17 protein-coding genes are annotated in these 16,380 nt (G+C 71.6%); 9 read left to right on the top strand and 8 right to left on the bottom strand.

The window, feature by feature from the left end:
* Positions 1-17: 17 nt before the first annotated feature.
* Entirely contained in the window at positions 18-281 is a 264-nt protein-coding gene (locus IM725_RS02695; RefSeq protein ID WP_193779032.1) for a hypothetical protein, read from the bottom strand.
* Positions 282-475: 194 nt separating this feature from the next.
* Between IM725_RS02695 and IM725_RS02690 the strand changes: the two genes are divergently transcribed.
* The 5 genes from IM725_RS02690 to IM725_RS02670 all read left to right on the top strand — a co-directional run bounded on the left by IM725_RS02690 (position 476) and on the right by IM725_RS02670 (position 4,719).
* Positions 476-922: a MarR family winged helix-turn-helix transcriptional regulator gene (locus IM725_RS02690; protein ID WP_193779031.1), complete on the top strand. Its 447-nt coding sequence runs from the start codon at positions 476-478 to the stop codon at positions 920-922.
* A 28-nt stretch (positions 923-950) separates the two neighbouring features.
* Positions 951-1,370 (top strand): organic hydroperoxide resistance protein, encoded by a 420-nt coding sequence (locus IM725_RS02685; RefSeq protein ID WP_193779030.1) that lies wholly within the window; start codon positions 951-953, stop codon positions 1,368-1,370.
* A 108-nt stretch (positions 1,371-1,478) separates the two neighbouring features.
* Positions 1,479-2,231 carry a metallophosphoesterase family protein gene (locus tag IM725_RS02680; protein ID WP_193779029.1) on the top strand — a complete coding sequence of 251 codons (753 nt, stop codon included), beginning with the start codon at positions 1,479-1,481 and terminating at the stop codon, positions 2,229-2,231.
* Positions 2,232-2,263: 32 nt separating this feature from the next.
* Positions 2,264-3,721: a serine/threonine protein kinase gene (locus IM725_RS02675; protein ID WP_193779028.1), complete on the top strand. Its 1,458-nt coding sequence runs from the start codon at positions 2,264-2,266 to the stop codon at positions 3,719-3,721.
* Positions 3,718-4,719: a serine/threonine protein kinase gene (locus IM725_RS02670; RefSeq protein WP_193779027.1), complete on the top strand. Its 1,002-nt coding sequence runs from the start codon at positions 3,718-3,720 to the stop codon at positions 4,717-4,719. The genes IM725_RS02675 and IM725_RS02670 overlap by 4 nt, the downstream gene beginning before the upstream one ends.
* Positions 4,720-4,749: 30 nt before the next feature.
* Here IM725_RS02670 and IM725_RS02665 read toward each other — a convergent pair whose 3' ends face one another.
* The 7 genes from IM725_RS02665 to IM725_RS02635 form a co-directional block, all read right to left on the bottom strand.
* Positions 4,750-5,448, bottom strand: a complete 699-nt coding sequence (locus tag IM725_RS02665) for an SDR family oxidoreductase (protein WP_193779026.1) — start codon at positions 5,446-5,448, stop codon at positions 4,750-4,752.
* Positions 5,449-5,455: 7 nt separating this feature from the next.
* The gene (locus IM725_RS02660) at positions 5,456-7,021 is read right to left on the bottom strand and encodes an acyl--CoA ligase (protein WP_193779025.1); all 1,566 of its coding nucleotides are present in this window, start codon (positions 7,019-7,021) and stop codon (positions 5,456-5,458) included.
* Positions 7,022-7,082: 61 nt separating this feature from the next.
* Positions 7,083-8,081: a 2-dehydropantoate 2-reductase gene (locus IM725_RS02655; RefSeq protein ID WP_193779024.1), complete on the bottom strand. Its 999-nt coding sequence runs from the start codon at positions 8,079-8,081 to the stop codon at positions 7,083-7,085.
* On the bottom strand, positions 8,078-8,725 hold the full coding sequence (locus IM725_RS02650; RefSeq protein ID WP_193779023.1) for a fumarylacetoacetate hydrolase family protein: 648 nt from the start codon (positions 8,723-8,725) through the stop codon (positions 8,078-8,080). The genes IM725_RS02655 and IM725_RS02650 overlap by 4 nt, the downstream gene beginning before the upstream one ends.
* Positions 8,726-8,736: 11 nt before the next feature.
* Positions 8,737-10,173, bottom strand: coding sequence for an MFS transporter (locus tag IM725_RS02645; RefSeq protein WP_193779022.1), 1,437 nt, complete (start codon positions 10,171-10,173; stop codon positions 8,737-8,739).
* Between the two features lie 215 nt (positions 10,174-10,388).
* The gene (gene ychF, locus IM725_RS02640; protein WP_193779021.1) at positions 10,389-11,483 is read right to left on the bottom strand and encodes a redox-regulated ATPase YchF; all 1,095 of its coding nucleotides are present in this window, start codon (positions 11,481-11,483) and stop codon (positions 10,389-10,391) included.
* A 215-nt stretch (positions 11,484-11,698) separates the two neighbouring features.
* Positions 11,699-12,556, bottom strand: a complete 858-nt coding sequence (locus tag IM725_RS02635) for an MOSC domain-containing protein (RefSeq protein WP_193779020.1) — start codon at positions 12,554-12,556, stop codon at positions 11,699-11,701.
* A 24-nt stretch (positions 12,557-12,580) separates the two neighbouring features.
* Between IM725_RS02635 and IM725_RS02630 the strand changes: the two genes are divergently transcribed.
* The 4 genes from IM725_RS02630 to IM725_RS02615 form a co-directional block, all read left to right on the top strand.
* Positions 12,581-13,714: an FAD-dependent monooxygenase gene (locus IM725_RS02630; RefSeq protein WP_193779019.1), complete on the top strand. Its 1,134-nt coding sequence runs from the start codon at positions 12,581-12,583 to the stop codon at positions 13,712-13,714.
* A gap of 14 nt (positions 13,715-13,728) precedes the next feature.
* A complete protein-coding gene (locus IM725_RS02625; RefSeq protein ID WP_193779018.1) occupies positions 13,729-14,460 on the top strand; it encodes a DsbC family protein in 732 nt (243 codons plus the stop codon).
* Positions 14,457-16,214 carry a M61 family metallopeptidase gene (locus tag IM725_RS02620; RefSeq protein WP_193779017.1) on the top strand — a complete coding sequence of 586 codons (1,758 nt, stop codon included), beginning with the start codon at positions 14,457-14,459 and terminating at the stop codon, positions 16,212-16,214. Before IM725_RS02625 ends, IM725_RS02620 begins: the two co-directional genes overlap by 4 nt.
* The coding region (locus IM725_RS02615) for a hypothetical protein (RefSeq protein ID WP_193779016.1) at positions 16,193-16,380 on the top strand (188 nt) is incomplete at its 3' end. The genes IM725_RS02620 and IM725_RS02615, both read left to right, overlap by 22 nt.

The raw sequence follows: 16,380 nt of genomic DNA, 5'->3' as shown, positions 1-16,380 counted from the left end.
GGGGCGTGCCGCTCCGTTCAGCGGATCTGCGGGCCCTTGCAGGCGGCCGAGCCCAGCACGCGCTCGGCATTGCTGCCGCCGGCCTGGTGGATGCTCTGCGCCAGCTGGGCGCCGCAGGTCTTGTTGCTGTCCAGCATGCCCGAGAGGTCGAAGCTGCACGAGGGCAGCGAGGTCTGCAGCACCAGTCCCATGATGCCCGCGGTCACCAGCAGCAGGGGGGTGGAGTTCCTGCGCGGGGTGGACGACGAGGGCACGACGCGGGTTGAAGTGGTGGTTGCCATGGTGAATCTCCGTCCGGGCGCCTTCGCCCGAACCGTGATGCAAGTCTAGGAACGCTGGCCCCCGGCGGCGTAGGCGTTCGGCTGCCGCGGCCTAGTTGTTTTGCTTAAGACCCAGCTCATCCATAAGGGGTGCCAAAGCGGCCCTTTTCATAGATCAGTTGTGTGCAATTGAATTGCGTGCCATAATTCAGGCCATGGTCAACGCCTCCCTCTCCGACGACTCGCTGCTGCTGGACAACCAGCTCTGCTTCGCGCTGTATTCGGCCTCGCTGGCCATGACCAAGCTCTACAAGCCGCTGCTCGACGAGATCGGCCTGACCTACCCGCAGTACCTGGCGATGCTCGCGCTGTGGGAACAGGACGGCCTGTCCGTGTCCGCCCTCGGCGAGCGCCTGCACCTGGACTCCGGCACCCTGACGCCCCTGCTCAAGCGGCTCGAGGCGGCCGGCCTGCTGGCGCGGCTTCGCTCCGTCGAGGACGAGCGGCGCGTGCACGTGAAGCTCACGCCGGCCGGCCGCCGCCTGAAGGCCGCCGCCCGCCACCTGCCCGGCTGCGTGCTGGAGCGCTCCGGCTGCTCCCTGCCCGATGTCGTCCGCCTGACCCGCGAACTGAAGGCGCTGCGCGCCAGCCTCGCGGCCTGATCCACCCTCCCACCCTGAAGGAAGCACCATGACCCAGCTCGAGAAAGTCCTGTACACCGCCCGCGCCCATTCCACCGGCGGCCGCGAAGGCGTTTCCCGCACCGACGACGGCCGCCTGGACGTCAAGCTCAGCTCGCCCGGCACCTCCGGCACCGGCACCAACCCGGAGCAGCTGTTCGCGGCGGGCTACTCGGCCTGCTTCATCGGCGCGATGAAGGCCGTCTCGGCGAAGACCAAGGTCGCCTTGCCGGCCGAGCTCTCGGTGGACGCCGAAGTCGACCTGGGCCCGATCCCGAACGCCTACGGCATCGCCGTGCGCATGACGGTGAACCTGCCGGGCATGGACGCGGCCGCCGCCCAGTCGCTGGTGGACGCCGCCCACCAGGTGTGCCCGTACTCGAACGCCACCCGCGGCAACATCGACGTCGGCTTCACCGTCAAGGTCTGACGCGCCACGCCCTGCGCTCGCACGCGGGGGCCGGGTTGACGCAGGTCAGCCCGGCCCCCGCGCCCATTTGGGCCCGGCGCTGCCTTGGTGGATGATGGCGTCGCCGCCATGAAGCTCGCCCTGCTCTCCGACCTCCACGCCAACCTGCAGGCCCTGCAGGCCTGCCTGGCCGACGCCCGGGCCCGCGGCGCCACCCACCACGCCTTCCTGGGCGACCTGGTGGGCTACGGCGCCGACCCCGGCCCCGTGCTGGACCTCGTCATGGCGCATGCCGCGCAGGGCGCCTGGGTGCTGGGCGGCAACCATGACGCCGTCGCCGTCCAGCCGCCCGCCGGCGTGCCCCAGCGCGCCGACCAGGCCGGTGCGGCCTGGACCCACGCGCAGCTGAGCCCGGCCCAGCGCGGCTTCCTGGCCGGCCTGCCGCTGGTGATCCGGGAGGGCGAGATCCTCATGGTCCATGCCAGCGCGGACGCGCCCGCGCGCTGGGCCTACGTGGACACGCCGCTGTCGGCCACGGCCAGCCTGGCGGCCGCGCAGGCGGCCGGGGCGCGCTGGGTCTTCGGCGGCCACGTGCACGAGCAGCGGCTGTTCTACGACGGCGCGGGCGGCCGCGTGATGGCCTTCGAGCCCACGCCGGGCGTGGCCATCCCGGTGCCCGGGCACCGCCGCTGGCTGGCCACCGTGGGCTCGGTGGGCCAGCCGCGCGATGGCCGGCCGCAGGCCATGTACGCGCTGTTCGACGGCGAGGCGCAGCGCCTGCGTTTCCTGCGCGTGGAATACGACGTGGCGGCCGCGGCGCAGGCCATACGCCGCGCCGGCCGGCCCGAGGCCGACGCGGCCCGGCTGGCCCGGGGCCGCTGAGGCGGGCCGGTGTAGGGAACAGGGGAGGCACGATGACATTGATGGCGCCCGGCACCGAACTCGACGGCTTCCTGGTCGAGGACTGCGTCCATGCGGGCGGCATGGCCCACATCTACCGCGTGCGCTACGCCGCCGCCGGCCGCGAGCCGCCGTTTCCGCTGGCCATGAAGGTGCCGCGCATGGCGGGCAGCGACGGCACCGAGACCATCGTCGGCTTCGAGGTGGAGCACCAGATGCTGCAGGTGCTGGCCGGCCCGCACGTGCCGCGCTTCGTGGCCGCCGGCGACCTGGCGCGCACGCCCTTCCTGGTCATGGAGTACGTGCAGGGCCGCACCCTGCAGGCCTGGCTGGACGAGGCCGAGGACCGCCGCGAACGCCCCGCCGCCGAGCTGATCGCCCGCCTGGGCGCCGCCGTCGCCACCGCCGCGCACAGCCTGCACCTGCAGGAGGCCGTGCACCTGGACCTCAAGCCGGGCAACGTCGTCATCCGCCCCGAGGGCAGCGCGGTGCTGCTGGACTTCGGCCTCAGCTGGCACGCCCATTACCCCGACCTGCTGGCCGAGGAAACGCGCCTGCCGGTGGGCTCGGGCCCGTGGATGGCGCCCGAGCAGGTGGTGGGCATGCGGGGCGACCCGCGCAGCGACATCTTCGCCATCGGCGTGATGCTCTACGAGCTGGCCACCGGCGAGCTGCCCTTCGGCGAGCCGCAGACGCGCGGCGGGCTGCGCCAGCGGCTGTGGATGGAGCCCGTGCCGCCGCGCGCGCTGCAGCCCGGCGTGCCGGCCTGGCTGCAAGAGGTGATCCTGCGCTGCCTGGAGCCCGAGGCCAGCCGCCGCTACGGCTCGGCCGCGCAGCTGGCCTTCGACCTCGCCCACCCGGAGGAGGTGCGCGTGGGGCCGCGCGGCCGGCGCACCCGGGCCGACCCGTGGCGCACGCGGCTGTGGCGCTGGCTCAAGGCGGCCGGCCTGCACTACCAGCCCAGCCCGCTGCCCACGCAGGAGCTGGCCAGCGTGCCCATCGTGATGGTGGCCGTGCCCTGGCGCGACGTGAGCGACGCCACGCTGTATTCGCTGCGCCTGGCCGTGGAGCGTTCGCTGGGCATACGCCCGGGGGCGCGGCTCGCCTGCGTCACCGTGGTCGACAGCGGCAGCGGCCTGCCCGGCGCGCCCGGCCGCAACGCCGTCGAGCTGCACCGCAGCCACCTGGACCGCCTGCGCCAGTGGTCGGCCGGGCTGGACCTGGCCGGGCGCCAGGTCTCGCTGCACGTGCTCGATGCCGGCGACGCGGCCGAGGCGCTGCTGGCCTACGCCCGGCAGAACGCGGTCGACCTCATCATCCTGGGCGCGGCCACGCACGGGCTGAAGATGCAGCGCTTCGTCGCCACGCTGCCGATCCGGGTCGCCATGGACGCGCCCTGCAGCGTCATGCTGGTGAAGCAGACCCTGCCCTTCGACGCGCTGGCGCAGGCGGACGAGGACAATGCGGCATGACCCTGCATCCCTATGACGCGCTCACCCCCGACGTGGTGCTGGACGCCCTGGCCGGCGTCGGCCTCTACGGCGACGGCCGGCTGCTGGCGCTGAGCTCCTACGAGAACCGGGTCTACCAGGTCCAGCTGGAGTCGCCGCACGAAGGCCACGCCAGCGTGGTCGCCAAGTTCTACCGGCCCGGCCGCTGGAGCGAGGCGCAGATCCTGGAGGAGCACGCCTTCGCCGCCGAGCTGATGGCGGCCGAGATTCCGGTCGTCGGGCCGCTGGTGCTGCAGGGCCGCACCCTGCACGACCATGCCGGCTTCCAGTTCAGCGTGAGCCCCCGCCGCGGCGGCCGCGCCCCCGAGCTGGAGGACGAGGAGGTGCTGGAGTGGACCGGCCGCTTCCTCGCCCGCATCCACGCCGTGGGCGCGCGGCGGCCCTTCGCCCTGCGGCCCGCGCTGAACCTGCAGAGCTTCGGCCGCGACTCGCGCGACTGGCTGCTGGCGCACGACCAGATCCCGCTGGACGTGCAGGGCGCCTGGCAGAAGCGTTGCGACGAGGCGCTGGCCCTGATCGACGAGACCCCGCTGGGCCGCGGCGGCGCGGACGGCATCCGCCTGCTGCGCTCGCACGGCGACTGCCACCTCGGCAACATCCTGTGGACCCCCGGCGAGGGCCCGCACTTCGTCGACCTGGACGATGCGCGCACCGCGCCCGCCGTGCAGGACCTGTGGATGCTGCTCTCGGGCGATCGTGCCCAGCGCAACCGCTCGCTGGGCGCGCTGCTGGACGGCTACGAGCAGATGCGCGAGTTCGACCGCGCCGAGCTGGCGCTCATCGAGCCGCTGCGCACGCTGCGCCTGATCCACTACAGCGCCTGGCTGGCCCGGCGCTGGGCCGACCCGACCTTCCCGGCGAACTTCCCCTGGTTCGGCAGCAGCGACTACTGGCAGGGCCAGGTGCAGATGCTGGAGGAGCAGATCGAGGCCCTGCAGGAGCCGCCGCTGGTGGCCTGAGCCGCGGCGGCCTGCGGGTGGCCCGCTGCCTCAGCGGATCGCCCAGCCGCCCGACAGCGGGAACACCTGGCCGACAAAACAGTCGGCCGCGTCGCTGCACAGGTAGGCCGCGAAGGCCGCGTCCTCCTGCGCGCTCACCAGGCGCCCCAGGGGCACCTCGCGCTGCAGGCGCTCCTGGAACTTCGGGTTGGCCTGCACCTCGGGCGGGAAGTAGGTCGGGTTGTCGACCAGGTTCTGCGCGATCGCATTCACCTGGATGTTGCGCGGCGCCAGCTCCAGCCCCGCGGACTGCACCCAGGCGAGCTGGGCGCCGCGGGCGGCGCTGTAGGCGCTGGTGCGCTTCTGGCCGCGCAGGGCGGCGGCGCTGCCCATGACCAGGATCTTGCCGTGGCCGCGCTGCAGCATCTGCGGCAGCACCGCCCGCGCCAGCCGCGGCATGGGGTCCACCAGGTGGGCGAAGAGGTCGCGCCACTCGTCCTCCTGCACGTCCTCGACCCGCGTGCTGGGCGCCGGGTACGCGAGGTGCATGACGAGCACGTGCACCTCGCCCGCGGCCTGCACCACCTCCTGGGCGGCCTGCGGTTCGGCCAGGGGCCGCTCGCTGCACACCACCTCGGCCCCCAGCGCCCGCAGCTGCGCGGCCAGGGCGGGGCCCATGAACTCGCCGGCCTGCGTCAGCAGGACGCGCTTGCCGGCCAGCGAGAAGGGCGCCTGCAGCGGGATCGCCATCGCGGGCTCAGGCGGTCGCCGCGCCCGCCGCGACCAGCTTGTCCCACAGCCCGATGCGCTGCAGCTTGCCGGTCGCGCCCTTGGGGATCTCGTTCATGAAGATGATCTTCTCGGGCACCTCGAACTTGGACAGCTTGCCCGCCGCGAAGCCCTTGATCTCGGCCTCGGTGGCGGCCTGGCCTTCGCGCAGCACCACCACCGCAGCCACCGCCTCGCCCAGCATCTTGTGCGGCATCGCGAAGGCCACCACCTGCTGCACCGCCGGGTGGTCCATCAGGGCCTCGTCGATCTTCAGCGGGGAGATCTTCTCGCCACCGCGGTTGATGATCTCCTTCAGGCGGCCGGTCAGCGTGAGGTAGCCGTCGGCCGACAGCGAGGCCTGGTCGCCGGTGCGGAACCAGCCGTTGGTGAAGGCCTTGGCGTTGGCCTCGGGGTTGTTCTCGTAGCCGGGCGTGACGTTGGCGCCGCGGATCACCACCTCGCCGATCTGGTCCGGGCCCAGCAGCGTGCCGGCGTCGTCCATGATGGCCACTTCCGGGCCGGCGGCGATGCCCACGGAGCCAGGGCGGCGCTGGGCCGGGGGCAGCGGGTTGCTGCACATCTGGTGCGCGGCCTCGGTCATGCCGTAGGCCTCGATCAGCGGGGCGCCGAACACCCGCTCCAGCTCGGCGATCACCTGGGTGGGAATCGAGCTGGACGAGGAGCGCAGGAAGCGCAGCGGGTTGTCGCGGATGATGCCGGCGTTGTCGCCCTTCTCGGCGCGCACCAGCAGGGCCTGGTGCATGGTGGGCACCGCGCTGTACCAGGTGGGCTTGCCCTCGGCCATCCAGCCGAAGAACTTCAGGGCGTTGAAGCCCGGCGACACGAACACCCGTCCGCCCGCCGACCAGGGCGCCAGCAGCGCCGCGATCAGGCCGTGGATGTGGAACATGGGCATCACGTGCAGCCCGCAGTCGGCCGGCGTGAGCGCGAGCGACTTGCGGATGTTGTAGGCCGAGGCGGTGACGTTGCGATGCAAAAGCGGCACGATCTTGGGCCGGCTGGTGGTGCCCGAGGTGTGCAGGATCAGGGCCACGTCCTCGGCCTGCGCGGGGCCGGGCTGCGCCGCGGTGGCGGCGGGCAGGTCCGACACCAGCGTGAAGCGGCCCGCGCCCTGGGCGGTGTCCTTGTGCAGCCAGAGGATGGCAATGCCCATGCGGCGCGCGACCTCGGCCGCCAGGGCGTTGCCGCCCTCCTGCGCGATCACCACCGCACGGGCGTGGATGTCTCCCATGTAGAACTCGAAGTCCTTCTCGGTGTAGGCCATGTTCAGCGGCGCGGCCGTGCAGGCACTGGCCACGGCGACGAAGCAGGCTGCCATCTCGGGGCAGTTGGGCAGCACGATGGCGACCCGGTCGCCACGGCCCAGGCCCCAGCCGTTGAGCTGGGCCCGGGTGTGGGCGATCTGCGCTGCGAGGCCCTCGTAGCGCAGCGGCTGTGCGCCGCCGGCGTAGGTCTCGGCGGGCACGGTGAGTGCGGTTGCGGCGGGGTCCTGCGCCGCGATCATGGCGTGGAGGGTGTCGGGGTGGCCCATGCAAAAACCTCTGGTGAAATGAAGGATTCGAAGGTGGGGCGCGGCGCGCGGCGCCGCGGCCTCAGGATTGGATGGCCAGCCGGCCTTGGGCCCGGGCCAGGGTCTGCGCCAGCAGGTCGGCCAGCGCATGGATGGATGTCAGCTGCGGCATGGGGACGCCCGTGGCCTCGCCCAGTTCCAGCATGGCGGCCACCAGCGCGTCCAGCTCCAGCCGGCGCCCGGCCTCCACGTCCTGCAGCATGGAGGTCTTGTGCTGGCCGATGGCCTGCGCGCCGGCGATGCGCTGGTCGATGCCCACGCCCAGGCGGATGCCCAGCTTCTCGCACACGGCCAGGCCCTCTTGCATGATGCTGGCGACCAGGGCGCGTGCGCCGGGGTGAAGGCAGATGTCCTCCAGCGTGGCGTGCGTCAGGGCCGAGATCGGGTTGAAACTCATGTTGCCCCAGACCTTGACCATGATCTCGGCGCGGATGTCGCGCGCGATCGGGGCCTTGAAGCCCGCGGCGATGAAGGTCTTGCTGACCTCCGAGAGCGCCTCGCTGCGCTCGCCCGGCTCGCCCAGGGAGAAGCGGTTGCCCTCGATCACCTGTACCACGCCGGGCGCGGTCACTTCGGCGGCCGGGTAGACCACGCTGCCGATGATGCGCCAGGCGTCGATGTGGGTGGACGCGGCCCCGGTGGGGTCCACGCTGCGCAGGCTGCGGCCCTCGAAGCCGGGCATGCCGTGGAAGAACCACCAGGGGATGCCGTTCTGCATGGTCACCACGCGGGTGGTGGCCGTGAACAGCGCGGGCAGGTCGGCGGCCACGTCGGCCACCTGGTGGCTCTTGACGGCCAGCACGACCAGGTCCTGGGGGCCGGCCTCGGGGATGCGGTCCGTGGCCTTCACGGGGGCCAGGAATTCGCTGCCGTCCTGCTCGATCAGGCGCAGGCCACCGCGCTCGCGCACGGCCTGCAGGTTCTTGCCGCGAACGATGATGCTGACCTCATGGCCGGCCTTCGCCAGGCGCGCCGCGACGAAACCGCCGATCGCGCCGGCGCCCACCACACAGATTCTCATGACTGCTGTCCTTGGTCCTTCTTCGCCCCGTAGTGCGTGCGCAGGGTGCCTATGCCGTCGATCTTCACCTCCACCACGCTGCCCTCACGCAGCGGCAGGGCGCCGACCGAGGTGCCGCAGGCGATCAGGTCGCCGGGCTCCAGGGTGATGTCTTGCGAAATGCGTGCCACGATCTGCGCGGGGCTGAAGACCATGTCGGAACAGGGATAGTCTTGGCGCACCCGGCCGTCCACCACCACCTGCACCCGCAAGGTGCGCCAGTCCAGGCCACTCACCACCGCGGGGCCGAAGGCGCCGAAGCCGTCGAAGCACTTGGCCCGCGTCCATTGGGCGAAGGAGGCGTCCCGGCCGAGCAGCGCGGGCGCCGTCAGGTCGTTCACGCAAGTGTAGCCAGCGATGCAGGCCTCGGCCTCGGCCTCGTCCACCCCGGCGCAGCGCCGGCCGATCACGATGCCCAGCTCGCCTTCGTAGAAGACGCGGCCGACTTCGGTGTCGCGCGGCGGCATGACCCGGTCGTCATGGCCGCTGTAGCTGTTGGGTGTCTTGACGAAGTACAGGGGCTCGGCCGGGATGGCGTTGCCCTGCTTGGCGGCGAGCTCGTGGTAGTTGTTCCAGAGGGCGAGGAACTTTCCGGGTTTCTGCATGGACCGCAAGACTACAGGAAGACGCGCGAATTGCCGCGCGTGATCACCGCCCGCCGCCAGCGCTGCAGCACCAGCACGGCCAGCAGGCCGGCCCCCACGTTGGCGGCGGCCGCGATGAGGAAGACGATGTCCCAGGAGCCCGTGCTCTTCACCAGCGTGCTGGCATAGGGCACCAGCAGCGCGGCCGTGCCCTTGGCGGTGTAGAGCACGCCCGCATTGGCGCTGGCGTACTTGGCGCCGAAGGTGTCGGTGCAGGTCGCCGGGAACAGGCTGTAGATCTCGCCCCAGGCGAAGAACACCAGGCCGCTCAGGATCACGAACCACACCGGGTCCGAGCCCAGCTTGTACAGCGCGTAGATGCCCAGGCCCTCCAGGGTGAAGGCGACGAACATGGTCATCTCGCGGCCGATGCGGTCGGACACCCAGCCGAAGAAGGGCCGCGTGACGCCGTTGAGCACGCGGTCCATGGTGGCGGCGAAGGTGAGCGCCGGCAACGTCATGCCGATCAGGCTGACCGGCACCTTGGCCACCTTCAGGTCCTGCGCGATGGAGGCCAGGTTGGCGGTGACGATCAGGCCGCCCGCACCGACGGCGACGAACATGAAGTACATCAGCACGAAGACCGGCTCGCCCTTGGCGACCACCAGGCCGCCGCCGACGAGGAAGATCGCCGCGCACAGCATGAGCGGGATCCAGAAGCCCAGGCCGGCGATGAACATGACGATGGCGACCACGCCGACCGCCACCATGGTCGGCACCCACATGGACATGGGGCCGATCACCTGGCTGGGCCGGTAGTTGTGGCGCATGTGGTGGGGCTGCACCACCGCCGCGGCCGTGCCCTCGGGCGGCGGGGCGAGCAGCAGCGCCAGCACGCAGATCACCGCGCCCTGCACCAGGCCGAAGAACAGGAAGGCGTGCTGGTAGCCGGCATTGGCGATCATGTTCTGGATGGGCGCCACCGTCAGCGCCGAGCCGGCGCCGAAGCCCGCGGCCGTGACGCCGGCCGCGAAGCCGCGCCGTGAGCCGAACCACTTGAGCGCATTGCCGATGCAGGTGCCGTAGACCGCGCCCGCGCCTATGCCCGAGATGATCTGCGCCACGTAGAAGGCCGGCAGCGACGCGGCCCAGGAGTTGACCCACCAGCCCAGCGCGCACATCACGCCGCCGCCGAAGACCACGGCGCGTGGCCCGTAGTGGTCCACCAGCCAGCCCTCGACGGGGACCAGCCAGGTCTCGAACAGCACGAACAGGGTGAAGGCCACCTGGATCGCGGCGCGTTCCCAGCCGAAGGCCTTCTGCAGTTCTGGGACGAAGAAGGTCCAGCCGTACTGGTAGTTGGCGATGGCCACCATGCAGACCACGCCCATCAGCAGCTGCGGCCATGCCGAGCGGACGAAGGAGGTGGGACCTGTTGCCGCAGGGGCGCCAGCCGCAGTGCCGGCCATGGGCGTGGAGAGATTTGTCACCGTGCGAACTCCGCGTCGATGGCGGATGCGAACGGCACCGCCTCGGCCCAATCTAGCAGGGTCGAGCGGCGCGTGGTACCGGGGGACCACGCGTTTTTTTAACTTTTGACGTCCGCTTACTTCACGAAGCGAAACGCGTTTTCACTATACCTTTTTCCGGCCGTTTTCGGGGTCCGGACTGGCGGCCGCCGGCGTCAGACGTTGAAGAGGAAGTTGAGGACGTCGCCATCCTTGACCACGTACTCCTTGCCCTCGCTGCGCATCTTCCCGGCGTCCTTGGCGCCCTGTTCGCCCTTGAGGGCGATGAAGTCGTCGAAGGCGATGGTCTGGGCGCGGATGAAGCCACGCTCGAAGTCGGTGTGGATCACGCCCGCGGCCTGCGGCGCGGTGTCGCCGACGTGGATGGTCCAGGCGCGCACTTCCTTCACGCCGGCGGTGAAGTAGGTCTGCAGGCCCAGCAGCTTGAAGGCCGCGCGGATCAGGCGGTTCAGGCCCGGTTCGTCCTGGCCGATCTCGGCCAGGAACATGCCCTTGTCCTCGTCCGACATGTCGGCCAGCTCGGCCTCGATCTTGGCGCAGATGGCCACCACCGGCGCGTTCTGCGTGGCGGCGTACTCCTTCAGGCGGTCCAGGTAGGGGTTGTTCTCGAAGCCGGCTTCGTCCACGTTGCCGACGAACATCGCCGGCTTGGCGGTGATGAGGAACAGCTGCTTGAGCAGGGCGCGCTCCTCGTCCGTCTGCGCCAGGGTGCGCACGGGCTTGCCGGCGTCCAGGTGGGCCTGCACGCGGGTCAACACCTGCACCAGCTTGGCGGCTTCCTTGTCGTTGCCCGACTTGGCAGCCTTGGTGTAGCGCTGCAGGCTCTTCTCGACCGTGCCGAGGTCGGCCAGGCACAGCTCGGTCTGGATGACCTCGATGTCGGCCACCGGGTCCACCTTGCCGGCGACGTGGATGATGTTGGCGTCGTCGAAGCAGCGCACCACGTTGACGATGGCGTCGGTCTCGCGGATGTGCGCGAGGAACTGGTTGCCCAGGCCTTCGCCCTTGCTGGCACCGGCCACCAGGCCGGCGATGTCCACGAACTCCACGATGGCCGGCACGATGCGCTCGGGCTCCACGATGGCCGAGAGCTGTGCCAGGCGCGGGTCCGGCACCTCCACCACGCCCACGTTGGGCTCGATGGTGCAGAAGGGGTAGTTCTCGGCGGCGATGCCGGCCTTGGTGAGGGCGTTGAACAGGGTCGACTTGCCGACGTTGGGCAGGCCAACGATGCCGCATTTCAAGGACATGGGGAAACCTTCTGGATGGATCAGCTCAAGGGGTGCGCCGGGTCCGGGCGTGCGGGGCGCCGCGCCGGCCGCGGTGGGCCGCGCAAACCGCCGGGCGCCACCGGACGGGCGGCACGTTCCCGGGGGCCGAGGGCCGGCCCGGGATCAGCCTGCGATTGTACCGGCCGGGGTGCGGCCGCGCCCTGCGGGACGGCAGCGCCGCCCGGCGGCGCCGCTCAGTCGAACTGCCAGCCGGCCTCGACCGCCTGGCCCACCGCCAGCCGCTGGCCCACGCCTGCGACGATCACCGCGTTCATGCCGAAGCTCACCGCGTCGCCCACGCGCTCGTTCGCACGGTAGCGGCGCAGCGTGTCGCCGACTTCGGGGCTGGGCACGCCGGTGGCCGGGTCGATGTCGGGCATGGGGCAGCGCGGGCAGGGCTTGACCGGCCGCAGCAGGACCTCGGCGTCGCCGGTGAGGATGCGCAGCGCGCCCAGCCGGTCCTCGTCCTGGGCCTCCAGGCCGGCCAGCACGATGTTGGGGCGGAAGCGCTCCATGCCCACGGCCGCGTGGCCGGCCTCGGCCAGGCGTCGGTTGAGTTCCGCCAGTGAGCCCTCGCTTACAACCAGCAGCGGGAAGCCGTCGCTGAACTGGTTGGGGGCTTCCAGCGTGCCCGTCCACTGCCGGCTGGAGAGGCGGCGCACCTCGGGGTCGAAGCGCACCAGGCGCAGGCGCTGGCCCAGGAAATCGCTGAACCACTGGGCCGCCAGGTCGCCCATGTCCCAGGCGTCGACCTCGTCGTCCCAGACCCGCACGCGGCGCGGCGACTCCACGGTGTCCACCGCCAGGTGCAGCGCCAGCATGCCAGGCGCGCGCAACACCACCTCGGAGAGCTTGATCTGCGGCCGCACCAGGGCCATGCGCGGCAGCTCGCGCTGGCTGACGAATTCGCCGTCCTCGTCCACCACCATCCAGGCGCGGTCCAGGTCCAGGCCGGTCTCGGCCAGGTCGGCCTGCGCGAGCTCCACGCCTGCGCACGACTTCACGGGATAGCAGAACAGTCGGGCGATGCGGGTGCTGACGTCGGGGCTCATGGCGGGCAATCCTACAATGCCGGAATGGTCCTCGATGTATGCATACGCGGCGCCGGCATCGTGGGGCGCACGCTCGCCCTCCTGCTGGCGCGTGACCGACTGCGCGTGGGGCTGGTGCGCGGCGGCCCGCCGCAGGGCGCCAGCAGCGATGTGCGGGCCTACGCCCTGAATGCCTCCGCGCGCGACCTTCTGGAACAGGTGCGGGCCTGGCCGGACGCGCAGCATGCCGCGCCCGTGGCGGCCATGGAAGTGCACGGCGACGAGGGCGGCGAACTGCGCTTCGGCGCCCAGCGCCTGGGCCTGGATGCGCTGTGCTGGATCGTGGACGTGCAGGGCCTGCTGGCCCGGCTCGAGGAGGCCCTGCGCTTCCAGCCGCTGGTCACCTGGCTGGACGCGCCCGAGCCCGCCCCGCTCACCGCGGTGTGCGAGGGCAAGGCCAGCAGCACGCGGGCCGAGTTCGGCGTGCAGTTCCAGGCCCAGCCCTATCCCCAGCATGCGATCGCGGCGCGCCTGCGCTGCGAGAAGCCGCACGGCAACGTGGCCCGCCAGTGGTTCGCGAACGGCGAGATCATGGCCCTGCTGCCGCTCGCCGACGGCGCGGGCGCGGGCAGCGCCACGCCGGACCCCGCGGCCGCCGGGCGCCATGTGGCCCTGGTCTGGTCGGTCATGGCCGAGCGCGCCCCGGCGCTGCTCGCGCAGTCGCCGGACGACTTCGCCCGCAGCGTCGCGCAGGCCAGCCACGAGGCGCTGGGCCCCCTCGCGCTGGCCAGCGAGCGCGCCGCCTGGCCGCTGCAGATCGCCCGCGCCGACCGCTGGTGCGGCCCGGGCTGGGTGCTGGCGGGCGACGCCGCCCACACCGTGCACCCGCTGGCCGGCCAGGGCCTGAACCTGGGCCTGGCCGATGCCCGGGAACTGGCCCGCACCCTGCACGGACGCGAGTACTGGCGCAGCGTGGGCGACGAGCGCCTGCTGCGCCGCTACGAGCGCGCCCGCAAGGGCGACGTGCTCACCATGGGTCTGGCCACCGATTCGCTGCAGCAGCTCTTCGCGCGCACGGGCGACCCCTGGTCCGCCGTGCGCAACTGGGGCATGCGCGGCTTCGACCGCAGCGGGCCGCTCAAGGCCTGGGCGGTCCGGCAGGCCATGGGCCGCCTCTGACACTGGAACCAAGCATGAACATGAAGTCCTCCCTCGCGGCGCTGGCGCTGCTGGTGGCCGCGGGTGCGCTGCACGCGCAGGAAGCCGCGATCCGCAAGAACCTGGCCGAGCGGCTGCCCACGCTGGGCAAGATCGAGGAGGTGGCCAAGGGCCCGATCCAGGGCCTGTGGGAAGTGCGCGTCGGCAGCGACATCTACTACACCGACGACCAGGGCAACTACCTGGTGCAGGGCGCCATCTTCGACACCCGCGCCAAGCGCAACCTGACCGAGGAGCGCGAGCAGAAGCTGCTGGCCGTGGACTTCGCGGCCCTGCCGCTCAAGGACGCCTTCACCATCGTGCGCGGCAATGGCGCGCGCAAGATGGCCATCTTCGAGGACCCGAACTGCAGCTACTGCAAGCGCTTCGAGCGCGACCTGCAGAAGATCGACAACGTCACGGTCTACATGTTCCTCTACCCGATCCTGGGCGGCGACTCGCCGGAGAAGTCGCGCAACCACTGGTGCACCGCCGACAAGGGCCGCGCCTGGCAGGACTGGATGGTGCGCGACAAGCCGGCGCCGCTGGCCATGGGCGCCTGCGACACCGGCGCCATCACGCGCAACCTGGAGTTCGGCCGCAAGCACAAGATCCAGGGCACGCCCACGACCTTCTTCGCCGATGGCACGCGCATGCCCGGCGCCATGCCCCTGGCGCAGGTGGAGAAGCTGCTGGCGCAGGCGGGCACCGCCGCCAAGCCCCAATGACAGGGGCCCGCGGCGCCAGCGTGCACTACCGGGTCGAGGCGGCCGACCTGCACGCCCACCTGTTCCGCGTCACGCTGTCCATCGACAACCCCTCGGCGCAGCAGAAGCTGTCGCTGCCGGTGTGGATCCCGGGCAGCTACCTGGTGCGCGAGTTCTCGCGCCACCTGCAGAAGATCGTCGCGCGCCAGGACGGGCGGGCGGTGCCGCTGGCCCAGCTGGACAAGTGCAGCTGGCAGGCCGAGTGCGTGCCGGGCACGCCGCTCCTGATCAGCTACGAGGCCTACGCCTGGGACAACTCGGTGCGCGCCGCCTGGCTGGACGCGCAGCGCGGCTTCTTCAACGGCACCAGCCTGTGCCTGCGCGCGCACGGCCAGGAGCACAGGGTGCACTCGCTCGAGCTGGTGGCCGACGCGACCATGGCCGGCTGGCAGGTGGCCACGGGCCTGGCGCCCTGGAAGGTGGGCAAGCGCGGCTTCGGCACCTACCTGGCGGCCGACTATGACGAGCTGGTGGATTGCCCGGTGGAGATGGGCAGCTTCTGGAGCGCGGAGTTCCGCGTCGCCGGCGTGCCGCACCGGCTGGTGGTCGCGGGTGCGCCCGAATCCTTCGACGGCGCCCGGCTGCTGGCGGACGTGCACCGCATCTGCGAGACCGAGATCCGCTTCTGGCACGAGCGCCGCAAGCCGCCCTTCAAGAGCTATGTGTTCATGCTCAACCTGGTGGACGACGGCTACGGCGGGCTGGAGCACCGCAATTCCACCGCGCTGATCGCCTCGCGTCGCGACGTGCCGCGCCTGGGCGAGTCGCGCATGGCGGAAGGCTACGTCACCCTGCTGGGCCTGATCAGCCACGAGTACTTCCACACCTGGAACGTGAAACGGCTGCGCCCCGCCGAATTCGCGGAGTACGACTACGCGGGCGAGAACTACACCCAGCTGCTCTGGTTCTTCGAGGGCTTCACCAGCTACTACGACGACCTGCTGCTGCGCCGCGCCGGGCTGATCGACGAGCCCACCTACCTGCGCCTTCTGAACAAGACCATCAACCAGGTGATGCAGACGCCGGGCCGCGAGGTGCAGTCGGTGGCCCAGGCCAGCTTCGACGCCTGGGTGAAGTACTACCGCCAGGACGAGAACACGCCCAACGCCACCGTGAGCTACTACACCAAGGGCGCGCTGGTGGCGCTGTGCTTCGACCTCGCGCTGCGCGCCGAGGGCCAGGCGACGCTGGACGACGTGATGCGGGCCCTGTGGACGCGCTGCAAGGCCGGGCCCATGGGCGAGGCCGACTTCGCCGCCGTGCTCAAGGACGTGGGCGGCCGCGCCTTCACGCGCGAGCTGGCGGCCTGGGTGCATGGCACGCGCGAGCTGCCCCTGGAGGACCTGCTGCGCCAGCAGGGCGTGGAGGTGCTGCACGAGCCTGCGCAGTGGCAGCAGCGCCTGGGGCTGCGCGTGACCGAGTCCGGCGGCAGCGTCACGCTCAAGACCGTGTTGCGCGGCGGTGCCGCCGAACAGGCCGGCATGGCGGCGGGCGACGAATGGCTGGGCATCGAGGTGGGCGGCCAGGGCTGGCGCCTGTCGAAGATGGACGACCTGCCGCTCTACGCCGGCACGCACCGCAAGCTGGTGGCCCTGGTGGCGCGCGACCGCCGCCTGCTGCGGCTGGACCTGACCCTGCCCGCGAGTTCCATCACTTGGCGGCTGGTGCTGCGCGACGCCGCCCGCGCCCAGCCGTGGCTGGCCGCGAACGCCTGATCCGGCCGGGCCTCGCCGCGCTCGCGGCGCTGGTCCTGGCGGTGCTGCTGCTGCACCTGGCCACCCTGGGCTGGGTCAGCCACGAGCTGGCCGGGCCGCCGCGCCTGAAGGCCATGGCCGACCCGGTCTTCACCCGGCTGCTGCAGCAGGCCGCGGCCCGGCCAGC

It is taken from the genome of Ramlibacter aquaticus, assembly GCF_015159745.1.
Lineage (GTDB): Bacteria > Pseudomonadota > Gammaproteobacteria > Burkholderiales > Burkholderiaceae_C > Ramlibacter > Ramlibacter aquaticus.
The sequence above is the reverse complement of the archived record's forward strand: the minus strand, read 5'-3'. Positions and strand labels throughout refer to the sequence as shown.